Source organism: Mucilaginibacter sp. NFX135 (assembly GCF_048565145.1).
Classification (GTDB): domain Bacteria; phylum Bacteroidota; class Bacteroidia; order Sphingobacteriales; family Sphingobacteriaceae; genus Mucilaginibacter.
This window is the reverse complement of sequence record NZ_CP183412.1, coordinates 5465275-5477117: the sequence shown is the minus strand read 5'-3', so window position 1 is coordinate 5477117 and position 11843 is coordinate 5465275. Positions and strand designations below refer to the sequence as shown.

Here is an 11843-nt window from a genome sequence, read left to right as displayed (position 1 = left end):
ATTAGGATGTACCGGACAGTACAAAAAATGCGTAATTTTTAGACTATATCTTCTTAACAATATAAACCGTTTCCTGTTTCTTTTTCGCAATCATATTGCAGAGACGCCAATAGGGGCCTCTGCAATATATAATAGGCTATTTGGTTGTTAACACTACCGACGCGCTTTGCAGCCCATTTGATGTTGCCGTAAAGTTAATAACACCGGCCTTTTCTTTGGCCTGTACAATAGCCAGCGCCAGTCCATGGAATGCCTTGCGGTAATTTACCTTAAAAGAATCGTGACTAACCGGGTCGCCGTTATCAACGCTGGCTATAAATGCCTCGCCATTAATTTTAAAGTTAACCAGGTTGTCGGCATTGGGTACAATGTAGCCATCCTTGTCCAGAATTTTTACGGTGATGAACGACAGGTCTTTTCCATCGGCTGCAATCGATTTACGATCGGCAGATAATTCAATTTTTGCAGGTGCACCGGCGGTATGGATTTCTTTAGTTAAAACCACTTTACCATCCTTGCGCGATATTGCCTTCAAGATGCCTGGCTCAAATTTTACCCGCCACATAATGTGCAGATCGTCGCCGGTTTTCTTTTTAATGCCCAGCGATTTACCATTCAGGAAAAGCTCCACCTCATCGGCATGGTTGTAATAGGCCCAAACGTCAACTGTTTTCCCTGGCTCCCAGTTCCAGTGCGGGAATATGTGGAGCACTGGTTTATCGGTCCATTCGCTTTGGTACATATAATAAACATCCTTAGGAAAACCTGCCAGGTCAACTATACCAAAGTATGAACTGCGCGATGGCCAGCTGTAAGGCGTAGGTTCGCCAAGGTAATCAAAGCCTGTCCAGATGAACATACCCGAAAGGAAATCATATTTTTTCATCACTTTCCAGGTAGCCTCGTGGGTTGAACCCCATGGTGGTCGTACATTGTCATAGGCCGAAACGTTATTGCCGGGCCGGGTAAAAGGTTTATCCCAGCGCTCTGGCCAGATCCGGATACTATCTGATGGCATTTCATAATACCCACGGGTTTCCAGGCCCGAAGTAGTTTCCGTAGCGATAAATTTTTTGCCGGGATACCTGTCATGAAATTTGGCGTATTCACCTTCATGATAGTTATAACCTACCAGATCAATAGCGCCCGATTTGATGATCTTGTTGCTGGTATCAGGATTATTATTGGCAGCGGTGATAGGCCGGGTTTTATCAAGACTGTGCACTATTCGGGTCAGTTCAGGAGCAATTCGTAAGGCCGAAGTATCGTGCTGCTGCGGGATCTCGTTGCCGATGCTCCAGATCATCACACTGGGGTGATTACGGTCGCGCAGGATCTGATCTTCCAGGTCGCGTTTGTGCCATTCTTTAAAAAACAGGTGATAATCATATTTTTCCTTTTTCCAGTCCCAGCAGTCAAAAGCTTCGTCCATTACAATAAAACCCATTTTATCGCAAAGATCAAGCAGCTCAGGCGCAGGCGGATTGTGCGATGTACGGATACCATTGCAGCCCATCGCCTTTAAAATTTGTAGTTGGCGTTCCAGTGCGCGGGTGTTGATGGCGGCACCTAATGAACCGAGGTCGTGATGATCACATACACCCAGGATCTTCATCGGTTTACCATTCAGGCTAAAACCTTTATCAACGTCGAAATTAAAATAGCGGATGCCGAGTGGGGTGGTATATGTATCAACTATTGTTTTTTCGCTGATCACCTGTGTTACTACCTTGTATAAGTAAGGTTGCTTAACCGACCATAAGTGAGGGTCTTTAATGCCAAGATTGATAGAGGTTTCAAATACGGTATCTTCTAACTCTGTTTTAGAAGGAATAAAACCACCTGCAGATACTACCTTGCCAGTTGCATCATAAACAGATGTTTTTATAGTGAAAACTTCCTTTTTACCGGCTCGGTTTTTTACTTTGACTTTTATGTTTACACTTGCCGAAGCATCACTTACTTCTGGTGTAGTGATATAAGTTCCCCAATGATCAATAGCTACTTTATTGGTGGTCACCAGCCATACATTCCGGTAAATTCCCGAGCCCGAGTACCAGCGCGAGTTGGGTTGTACCGAGTTATCCACCTTAACAGCGATCACATTTTTACCGCCGAAATTTAAATAAGGTGTAAGCTCATACCTGAAGGAGATATAGCCGTTAGGCCTGAAACCCAGGTGGTGCCCGTTGATCCAAACGTCGCTTTTTTGGTAAACGCCGTCGAAATCAATATAAACCAGTTTGTTTTTTGACGAAACCGGAACGGTAAATGTTTTACGGTACCAGCCTATACCACCCGGCAGAGCGCCGCCTTCGGGTGTGGCCGGGTTATCTTTACTGAATTTTCCTTCAATGCTCCAGTCATGTGGCAGGTTCAATGAGCGCCAGCCGGCATCGTTTAAGCCGGGTAGCTGTCCATCAGTAACAGCGCCTAAATTAAATCGCCAGCCTTTATCAAAATCAATGGTTTGCCGGCCTTGTTGGGCCAGGGTATTTAAGCAGGTCAGCATCACCATACAAAGCAGACCATGCTTTAGTAAAGACAATTTTAAAGGAGGCATAATTATTTGAGTTGGATTTTAATTGTGTTTTTGACACTAAATTATAAATAATAACTAAATAGAGAAGAAGTATGTAAAAAAATAAGATTTGATCTGCTGAGGAATCCCTCTTTCCACGCGTCATTGCGAGGTACGAAGCAATCTCTTTAGGACAAGACGCAGACATTGCTTGTTCACTCTGCAAGTAGGGGATTGCTTCGTACCTCGCAATGACGCGTGGACAAAAAGTATGATGAAAGTTCCCTCTTTGCGACGAAGTCGTAGAGAGGGGTGACGAGCGCAGCGATGTCGGGGTGAGTCGATAGATAGATGCTTAATTTTCGCCTTCTGCCTTTTCATAGGCTATTACTCTTTTGGAGAGGGCCGGGGTGAGGTTTAAAACTCAAAAGCCGCCTCGCTCTCTGGGTTGCTCAGTTTGGTGCTTTTGCGTTGGCCGCCTACGGTTACATGCAGCATATTGATCTGCTCTGGATGCTCGGTGAACAACAGATCGTCATGTACCTCAAATTTCTTTACCTTATTAATGCCTTTTACCTCAAAGTAGGTCCAGGCCGCATCTTCTTGAATTTCGTAACCTACATAACTTAAGGCGAGTACTTTGCCATCTGCCTTAATGACCAGGTGTTTTTTAATATAATCGTTCAACAACTGGTTCATTTTGGTTTTATCGGCAGGTTTAACAATATCCACACGGGTATGGTATTGTTTTTCCAGCGTACGTTCCAGGTCGTCATAAAATATGCGGCAACTTACCTCAACCGCCTGCGTGTGGGCATTATGATTAATTTCGGTAACGCTTACATAAAAAGGGTGGAAGAAGCTAAGCCAGCTGAGGATTATTAATTGCAACATAATTGCGTTAAATGGTTTTGTTTTACACAAAAAACGTTAATTTTATTGGCAATTGCGAATTTGACTACATGACTGATTTTTCTTTATACTTTGAGCTGGGGTGGCAGCATATCTGTAACTGGGCCGGGTACGACCATATTTTGTTTGTAACCGTACTTTGCGGCACTTACTTACTGGCCGACTGGCGCAAAGTACTGGTGTTGGTTACGGCATTCACCATCGGTCATTCTATCACACTGGCGTTAAGTGTTTTAAATATCATCCATATCAATACCTCGCTTATTGAGTTCCTGATACCGGTAACCATCGTTTTTACCAGTTTGGTAAATGTATTTAACAAAAAACGTACAGCTACAACCATGCGCCTCAACTATACACTGGCGCTTTTTTTTGGATTGATACATGGCATGGGTTTCTCCAATTACCTCAAAAGTTTGCTGGGTAGCAGCAGTAATATTACGGCGCAGCTGTTTGCTTTTAACCTGGGATTGGAGTTTGGGCAGGTGTTAATTGTAATATCTGCGTTACTTATCTCTTATTTACTCATCAAATTTGCTAAAACACCACAACGGGAGTGGACAATGTTCCTCTCGTCGGCTATATTTGGAATTGCTTTTATCATGTGCATTGAACGCTTTTTACTCATAAAATTCAGATGAATAAATTTTACTTCGCATTATTTTCCTGTACCCTATTAACATCAGCTGCCTGGGCGCAGTATGATAATAATCCCGGCTCCAACCACGGTAACCGCTTTGAGCAACTGGGTACCATGATCTCTACGCCAAACGAATACCGTTCGGCCTCCGGCGCTCCTGGCCCCAAATACTGGCAGCAAAAGGCCGACTACGAGATCAGTGCCACCCTTAACGATGACAAGCAGCGTTTAGATGGTAACGAAACCATCACTTACACCAACAATTCGCCCGACCCGCTTACTTACCTGTGGCTGCAGCTGGACGAGAATGAGCATAAAAAGGATGCCGAAAGCGCTAAGTTTGACGAGAGCAAAATGCAAAGCAAAATGACCATCCGTCAGTTGCAGGGCATCATGGGCCATGATCTTGACCTGGGTAACCACATTGTGAGCGTTAAGGATGCTAATGGTAACTCATTAACCTATACCATTAACCAAACCATGATGCGTATTGAGCTGCCTGTTACTTTACAGCCGGGACAAAAATTTCGCTTTAAAATTAACTGGTGGTATAACATATCAGACCGTTTAACAATCGGTGGTCGCGGTGGTTACGAATATTTCCCGGAGGATGGTAATTACCTGTACACCATGACCCAATGGTACCCGCGTATGGCTGTTTACAGCGATTTTCAGGGCTGGCAAAACAAACAGTTTACCGGCCGGGGCGAGTTTGCCCTAACCTTTGGCGATTTTAAGGTAAGCATGAACGTGCCGGCCGATCATATTGTAGGCGGTACAGGGCAATGCTCCAACTATGCGCAAACGCTTACCGCGGCACAATTGAAACGCTGGAACGCCGCGCAATCGGCAACAAGTCCACAAGAGATAGTTACTTTGGATGAGGTGAAGCAGGCTATGAAAAACCACGCTTCAGCACGCAAAACCTGGACCTTTCATGCCGAAAACGTGCGCGACTTTGCCTGGGTATCCTCACGTCGCATAGTTTGGGATGCCATGAGCACCCAGATCGATGGCGGTAAAAAGGTGATGGCCATGTCATACTACGGTCCTGAGGCTTATCCGCTTTATCGCAAGTACTCCACCAAGGTTGTAGCGCATACTTTGAAAACTTATTCAAAACATACCTTCCCATATCCTTACCCGGTTGCCATTTCTGTAGAAGCCTCCAACGGTATGGAATATCCGATGATCTGCTTTAACTATGGTCGTGCCGAAAAGGATGGCACTTACAGCGAGGCCACCAAAAACGGCATGATCGGTGTAATTATCCACGAAGTAGGGCATAACTTTTTCCCGATGATCGTGAACTCCGATGAGCGCCAGTGGACCTGGATGGACGAAGGCCTGAATACCTTTTGCCAATACATGGCCGAGCAGGAGTGGGATAGTAGATATCCATCGCAACGCGGTCCGGCTTATAAGATCGTTGATTACATGAAATTGCCAAAAGATCAGTTAGAGCCTATCATGACCAACTCGGAGAACATCGTGATGTTCGGCCCTAACGCTTACGCCAAACCTGCAACGGCGTTAAACGTATTGCGCGAAACCGTAATGGGCCGCGAACTGTTTGACTACGCCTTTAAAACCTACGCGCACCGTTGGGCCTTTAAACACCCAACACCTGCCGATTTTTTCCGTACGATGGAAGATGCCTCGGCGGTTGATCTGGACTGGTTCTGGCGCGGATGGTTTTACGGGACTGAACCTGTTGATGTATCAATCGACAGCGTAAAATATTATCGCCTCAATACCAAAAATCCGGCTGTGGAAGGTACTGTCGACCGTGCCCAGTATGATCGTAACCTCGAAAATATCAGCACCACCCGTAATAAAGAAGCAGGAACCCGTTTCGCGGTTGAGGCTGATACTTCCTTGCAAGATTTTTACAGCAAATGGGATCGTTTCGCGGCAACGCCGGCCACCTCGCAAAGCTATCAAGCCATGTATAACGCAGCCAGTCCTGCCGAAAAGAAACTGTACGACAGTAAGAACTACTTTTACGAAGTTAGCTTTACTAACAAAGGCGGCCTGGTTACCCCTTTAATTATAGAGTGGACCTATGCCGACGGCACCAAGGAGCTTGAAAAAATATCAGCCTATATCTGGCGTAAAAATGAGAATAAGATCACCAAGGTTTTTGCCAAAACCAAAGAAGTAAAAGGCATTAAACTCGACCCATACCGCGAAACCGCCGACATTGATGAAAGCAATAACAGCTGGCCGCGCGAATATCAGCCATCAAGATTTGAGTTGTTTAAACAGCAAACCTTACCACGTGGCGCCACCGCCGGGCCAAACCCTATGCAGGAAGCCAAAAAGGGCCAGTAAACAAAAAGCCCTCCGAATTGTCGGAGGGCTTTTTATCTGTAAAGACGCATATTTGCGTCTCTTTTCGTTTAATTATGATGGCCGGTTGCGCTTAGTGGGAGACGCAAATATGCGTCTCTACAATCTAAGAATTCAGATCCTAACACTCTTTTTTTATATGGTTGGCACAGCAGTAAACAGGCTGGCATAATATTTACGATAGGCAAAAGCCAAAAACAGATGCAGGATGATAATGACTGCTGCAACCGGTACGCCTGCCGGCACTAAAATTGCATGGAAGAGAAATATGTTTACCGTTACCGGGAACAGTATCAGCAAAAATAATGCGGTATAACGATTGAACAGTATAGCCAGACCGCTTGCAATTTCAATAACTTTCATGTATTGGAAAAAATAACCAGAACCATAAAGTCCGCCGCTAAAGGCTTGTGCTTTTTCGGGCATGGCGGTTGGGGCCGGCATAAACGAAAAATGGAAAAAGAAATGAAGACCAAATACCACAAAGATGAGGCCCAGCAAAATGCGGGCAATTAATACTGCAATTTTCATGAATTTAGGGTTTAGTGAATGTGTAAATACTAATTTAGTAATTTAAATGACATTTTCAAAGAGCACATTATCAGCATAAACCAAACATGTATTAACTTCGTTTATAAATAGCATGAACATTCAAAAAATAACATTTGGCAACGGTTGCTTTTGGTGCACCGAAGCTGTATTTCAATCCCTTAAAGGTGTAACCTCGGTAACATCAGGTTACATGGGCGGTAAGATTTTAAACCCCACTTACGAGCAAGTGTGTACAGGCGCCAGCGGCCATGCCGAGGTAATACACCTGGAATATGATGCCGACATGATTTCGCTTGACGAATTACTGTTAGTATTTTTCAAAACGCATAACCCTACCACCTTGAACCGTCAAGGTAATGACGTGGGCACCCAATACCGCTCGGCCATATTTTATTATACCGATGAGCAAAAACAGGCATCAGAAGCCATGATCAAAACACTCACCAATGAGCATGTGTTTGATGATCCGATAGTTACCGAAATTACCCCGGCCAGTGAGTTTTATCCGGCCGAAGATTATCACCAGAATTATTTTAATGATAATCCTAATAAATCATATTGCGCATTTGTGATCCAACCAAAACTGAATAAATTTGCCAAAGAGTTCAAGGATAAAATTAAGCCCGAACTATTATAAATTAAAAGGCTCACAAGATTTATAAACTATGTCATTGCGAGCGATAGCGCGGCAATCTCATGCTATACAGGGCCCTCTTGCATAGTTTGCGATTGCTTCGTCGTTCCTCCTCGCAATGACATATAGGAAATATGTAAGGGATGACTTGTTTCAGGATCTTACGTCATTTTTTATATCCCTGCACAAGCCACCTATCTTAAAAAATGAAAAAAAGCTATTGTTATCTAATACCAGCCCTTTTAGTGCTCGGCGCTTGCGCATCAAAAAAAGCAACTACAACAACTACTTCCTCAGCCAATACTGCATCAGTTATAAATGGTAATACCTCCGTAGCCAATGATGGTAAAATATGGGCCTCTTTATGGCAGCAAAGAGCTGCCGAATACAGGGCTCTGTGTTTTCAGGCGTATAACATAGCTAAACAACGGGTTGACGAAGGTGTAAAAAAGGTAAGTACCAAACCGCTGGCTATTGTAACCGATATTGATGAAACCTTGCTGGATAATAGTCCGTATGATGCCGCTCAGGGCTTGAAAAATGCTGATTACAGCGATAAAACCTGGAAACAATGGACCGACAAAGCCCAGGCCGATACGGTGCCCGGCGCACCCGCGTTTTTAAAATACGCGGCCTCCAAAGGCATCACCATTTACTATATCACCAACCGCAACGAGAACGAACGCGGCGCTACGCTGTACAACTTGCAGAAATACGCCCTGCCCAATGCCAACGATGAGCATTTGTTTTTAAAGAATGGTAACTCCAGCAAAGAAGAACGCCGCCAGGAGGTATTAAAAACGCACGAGATCCTGCTGCTTTGCGGCGATAACCTGCCCGATTTTGATATGCTGTATGATAATCATCCTACCGAAGAAAGCCGTACAGCCATAACCCAGAAACTGCAAAAAGAATTTGGCAGCCGCTATATCGTGATCCCAAATCCATCATACGGCGATTTTGAGGGCGCATTGTTCCAGTATAACTACAAGCTGAGCCCCGCACAAAAAGATTCTGTGATCCGTGCTAAGGTAAAGGCGGATAGGTAAGGGAAATGATAAGTCAAAAGTCAAAATTAAAAAGTCAAAAAAGATCTTTCGGTTGAACCGGTAAATGTTCGGATGCCAATCTATTCAAGAAAGCGTCGGAGGCAGTAAGCCTCCCGACGCTTTCTTGTTTTAGTTAAAATAACATTTCGGGCGGAGGCGTAACACCTTTCAGGCGCAGGTAAATGGTGCTTTGGCCGCGGTGGTGGGTTTGATGCTCAAATCCTTTGGCCAATAACAGGCCGCGGGTGGTTTTTAGCTTACCCAGGGCTACTTCCTGACTGAATTGTGAATCCGTCATGCCTTGTATGGCGCCGATAGCATAGTCATAGCTGTCTAAAACCGCTTTAGTGGTAGCTTCTTTGTTTTGCTCTACTGTTTTCTCTAAAGAAACACCTTTACCCAGCGGACTTGGCTTATCGCTTACCTTGTTTAAAAAAAAGTAGTTGTCGTCGGCTAAATGCAGCATCTGGCCGGCAAAGCTGCGAACTTCCGGTGTGGCCTTAAACGTGTAACCATCGGCAGGCATGGCATCCAGGTAGGCTTTGGTATAGGCCTTAGCGCGAGTCCATTCGGCAACAAGCTGGTCTTTAGTTAACTGCGCAAACACTGTAGTGCAGGCAAATGTTAACATGAATAACAGGAATGATATTTTTTTCATGATGATCTGGTATTGGTTGATTATATAAAGCTAAATATAAAATCCGGTCCGGATACCACTTAAGTTATTGATTTGTATGTTAAAATCACTTTTTGGCGGTATGTGATAAAGGTTTAGCCTGCGTTTGGTTGATATCACCATGCCCAACGATGTTCGCTATGATCAGGAATTTTCAGCTTTAAAATAATGTTCAATTGTCAATTTGGCTTCCTCAATATTTTGTATCCCGAGTTGTAGCTTTTGACCGTTCTTGAAGATAATTTGAATGCCGGCTTTTCCTTTTACATTAAAAGCCTTTCCTTGTTTTCTACTGCTTCTCACTCCCCAAACACCATATTTATAATAGCGAAAAATTAGCTGATCAATATTTTCCCAATGACACAGTATTTCGGTTTTGGAAGGTTTTTCTTTCAGCAGGATGCCCTGCTCATCTATTTTTATAAACAGACTGCTCAAGAATATAACTATATCCACACCAAACATCACGCCCAGCCCCGCGAAGGATCCAATGCCTACAGCATCGGGAACCGTATGTACAGGAGCGTTAATACAGTAAACGAAAGCGATAATAGCTAATACAGATAGCGCAATTGCACTATATCTTACCCTTGGGTCATCATATTTTTGTGTTTCTGTAAATATCTTGTTGGGGTTAGGGGGCATGTTTTTTTTGAAATTTGATGTTTAAGGGTATAAAGATCATGCGTTATTTGGTCTGTGGTGCGATGGTATCACAGTACCACTCACTGTGTGATTTGATAAAAAGCCATATCATCATAATGGTGCGACGATAACACCGACTACGGGCTTAATTTGTCAGTTTATCAATTTCAGCTATTACAATTTCTGCTCTTTTATTAAGAAAATCATTGTAGTTATCTTTTTCGTATAATTCTCTCTTTACCGGAATCAGATTACTATTCAGAATCTCGGTAAAAGTGAGTTGCGGAATAACAGTAATAAAATATTCTGATGGTTTTTTACTAGATATTTTTTTATTAGAATCAGCTGGTAAAAAAGTAAAATTTACTAAGCTGAAAATTTTACTTTGAGGAAAGCCTTGCTTCTTTAAAAAAGCATTTGGGAAAATGTGGTGATACTGCTTTCTATTATATTCCGATAAAGCCGTTGTTATGTCTACACTGGTGCCTTTGGCTAAATCTTTTGGACCATTTTGAGCAAGCAATAAAAGGAATGCCCTGGTTAAAGGGTTGGCTTTAGAGAACTTTGTTTCTATTAGTTCAGCTTCTGTAACTGTCGTCCTAACATTGTTTATGGCGACCAAATTGCTTTTTCGAATTTCAATTATCGTATCGATATCAGCATTCATTTTAGCTGTGGTTTGTCCAGTGGAATATCTATTTGAAAAAGATGTTTTCCAAAACCATTTTTCTAATGCCTTTAATTGATCGGCATCTTCTCGACCTGATACGCTAAAAAACTTGCATATTGAAACAATTTGTTGTTGGTAAGGTAAAAAATCTTGTGTTGAACACTTTATATGAGTTGATAAAAAATCTATCGCTTTCCGCATAGATTCAGTAAATAAATTCCAATTATCTCTTACCTGATCTCCTGTAAGGTTAACAATAGCAGGCGTTGTTGTATCATTTTGAATTATTGCCGAAATAGTTTGTAACAAAATGTTTTGTGTGATTTCTCCGAAGTTTTTTTCTTCCAAATCATCGAGTAACTCCTTTATTGATTCCAATAAATGAAAGTCATCTGTCCATGTCCATGCCACCATAAGATCTAAGGTGGTAAGTTTAGTTCCCGTACTATTAATTCTTTCAAAAATCATCCCAACTTCTTCCTTATTTCTATTTTTAATCGTCACAACGGGAAGTTCATAATTAATTAATTTTGAAAATAGGTTTTGAGCAGAGGTATGATAAGCGGTGTTTAATGTTGCAAAAGCTTGGAATAAATTTGCCCCAGATAAAAAATTTCGTAACCCCATGAAATGATCGGCTGTTGGATCGACATCAATTACTGGTACAAATTTTTCTAACTTAAAATCATAATATATCTCAAAAATATTCAAATCAGGATTGTAATCGGCAGTTGCAACGTCTTGTACGGTTTTGTCACTAAATGTTGCATAAATGGATGAAAGCCGTTGTTGTCCATCTAATACATAATTTACAGGATACTCAACAGCGTTATCAGGGATACTATAGCCAGCTATATTTCTTGTATGATTTAATCTTTCGGAAGTGCTCCAAAGAAGTATACTACCTATCGGATAGTTTTTGACCACACTATCTAATAACTCCAGAATTTGGTTTTGCTTCCAAACGTAAGGGCGTTGAAAAGCTGGAATCCGAATGTCTCCTGAATTAATTCTGTTAATGAGCTTGTCTATTTTTTCGGAGGTAGGATTTAATTCTGGTGACTTAGAAATTTGTTGTGTCATATCGATAAGTATTTAGGTGCAATCAAATTGCTAATGTATAAAATAAACCGTAAATAATCACTTTAGCCCGTGGTCGGTGTTATCACCGTACCACGCACCAATATATCAA

At 42.5% G+C, this 11843-nt stretch carries 10 protein-coding genes; 4 read left to right on the top strand and 6 right to left on the bottom strand.

Annotated features, from left to right (window positions below; all coding sequences use genetic code 11):
* Positions 1 to 136: 136 nt before the first annotated feature.
* Together galB and ACNURT_RS22875 are read right to left on the bottom strand one after the other, a co-directional pair.
* A complete protein-coding gene (gene galB, locus ACNURT_RS22880) occupies positions 137 to 2563 on the bottom strand; it encodes a beta-galactosidase GalB (RefSeq protein ID WP_419699633.1) in 2427 nt (808 codons plus the stop codon).
* Between the two features lie 375 nt (positions 2564 to 2938).
* Complete coding sequence (locus ACNURT_RS22875) at positions 2939 to 3415, bottom strand: DUF6702 family protein (RefSeq protein WP_419699632.1); 477 nt, start codon at positions 3413 to 3415, stop codon at positions 2939 to 2941.
* A gap of 68 nt (positions 3416 to 3483) precedes the next feature.
* On the opposite strand from ACNURT_RS22875, the gene ACNURT_RS22870 reads away from it, so the two are divergent.
* Together ACNURT_RS22870 and ACNURT_RS22865 are read left to right on the top strand one after the other, a co-directional pair.
* Positions 3484 to 4074 (top strand): HupE/UreJ family protein, encoded by a 591-nt coding sequence (locus ACNURT_RS22870; RefSeq protein WP_172337863.1) that lies wholly within the window; start codon positions 3484 to 3486, stop codon positions 4072 to 4074.
* Positions 4071 to 6407 (top strand): M1 family metallopeptidase, encoded by a 2337-nt coding sequence (locus tag ACNURT_RS22865; RefSeq protein ID WP_419699631.1) that lies wholly within the window; start codon positions 4071 to 4073, stop codon positions 6405 to 6407. Before ACNURT_RS22870 ends, ACNURT_RS22865 begins: the two co-directional genes overlap by 4 nt.
* A gap of 153 nt (positions 6408 to 6560) precedes the next feature.
* Here the strand turns inward: ACNURT_RS22865 and ACNURT_RS22860 are convergent, their stop codons facing one another.
* Entirely contained in the window at positions 6561 to 6956 is a 396-nt protein-coding gene (locus tag ACNURT_RS22860; RefSeq protein WP_419699630.1) for a DoxX family membrane protein, read from the bottom strand.
* A 112-nt stretch (positions 6957 to 7068) separates the two neighbouring features.
* Between ACNURT_RS22860 and msrA the strand changes: the two genes are divergently transcribed.
* Together msrA and ACNURT_RS22850 are read left to right on the top strand one after the other, a co-directional pair.
* Positions 7069 to 7614, top strand: coding sequence for a peptide-methionine (S)-S-oxide reductase MsrA (msrA, locus tag ACNURT_RS22855; protein WP_370996232.1), 546 nt, complete (start codon positions 7069 to 7071; stop codon positions 7612 to 7614).
* 203 nt (positions 7615 to 7817) lie between these two features.
* A complete protein-coding gene (locus tag ACNURT_RS22850; protein ID WP_419699629.1) occupies positions 7818 to 8660 on the top strand; it encodes a 5'-nucleotidase, lipoprotein e(P4) family in 843 nt (280 codons plus the stop codon).
* A gap of 133 nt (positions 8661 to 8793) precedes the next feature.
* On the opposite strand, the gene ACNURT_RS22845 is transcribed toward ACNURT_RS22850, so the two are convergent.
* The 3 genes from ACNURT_RS22845 to ACNURT_RS22835 form a co-directional block, all read right to left on the bottom strand.
* Complete coding sequence (locus ACNURT_RS22845) at positions 8794 to 9318, bottom strand: DinB family protein (RefSeq protein ID WP_419699628.1); 525 nt, start codon at positions 9316 to 9318, stop codon at positions 8794 to 8796.
* Between the two features lie 162 nt (positions 9319 to 9480).
* On the bottom strand, positions 9481 to 9981 hold the full coding sequence (locus tag ACNURT_RS22840; RefSeq protein ID WP_419699627.1) for a hypothetical protein: 501 nt from the start codon (positions 9979 to 9981) through the stop codon (positions 9481 to 9483).
* Between the two features lie 145 nt (positions 9982 to 10126).
* Complete coding sequence (locus tag ACNURT_RS22835) at positions 10127 to 11734, bottom strand: GmrSD restriction endonuclease domain-containing protein (RefSeq protein WP_419699626.1); 1608 nt, start codon at positions 11732 to 11734, stop codon at positions 10127 to 10129.
* Positions 11735 to 11843: the final 109 nt, after the last annotated feature.

Excerpts from the sequence above, each read along its gene's own strand:
- galB (WP_419699633.1), bottom strand. The coding sequence starts at position 2,563 with ATGCCTCCTTTAAAATTGTCTTTACTAAAGCATGGTCTGCTTTGTATG.
- ACNURT_RS22860 (WP_419699630.1), bottom strand. The coding sequence starts at position 6,956 with ATGAAAATTGCAGTATTAATTGCCCGCATTTTGCTGGGCCTCATCTTT.
- ACNURT_RS22845 (WP_419699628.1), bottom strand. The coding sequence starts at position 9,318 with ATGAAAAAAATATCATTCCTGTTATTCATGTTAACATTTGCCTGCACT.
- ACNURT_RS22835 (WP_419699626.1), bottom strand. The coding sequence starts at position 11,734 with ATGACACAACAAATTTCTAAGTCACCAGAATTAAATCCTACCTCCGAA.
- ACNURT_RS22865 (WP_419699631.1), top strand. The coding sequence starts at position 4,071 with ATGAATAAATTTTACTTCGCATTATTTTCCTGTACCCTATTAACATCA.
- ACNURT_RS22875 (WP_419699632.1), bottom strand. The coding sequence starts at position 3,415 with ATGTTGCAATTAATAATCCTCAGCTGGCTTAGCTTCTTCCACCCTTTT.
- msrA (WP_370996232.1), top strand. The coding sequence starts at position 7,069 with ATGAACATTCAAAAAATAACATTTGGCAACGGTTGCTTTTGGTGCACC.
- ACNURT_RS22850 (WP_419699629.1), top strand. The coding sequence starts at position 7,818 with ATGAAAAAAAGCTATTGTTATCTAATACCAGCCCTTTTAGTGCTCGGC.
- ACNURT_RS22840 (WP_419699627.1), bottom strand. The coding sequence starts at position 9,981 with ATGCCCCCTAACCCCAACAAGATATTTACAGAAACACAAAAATATGAT.
- ACNURT_RS22870 (WP_172337863.1), top strand. The coding sequence starts at position 3,484 with ATGACTGATTTTTCTTTATACTTTGAGCTGGGGTGGCAGCATATCTGT.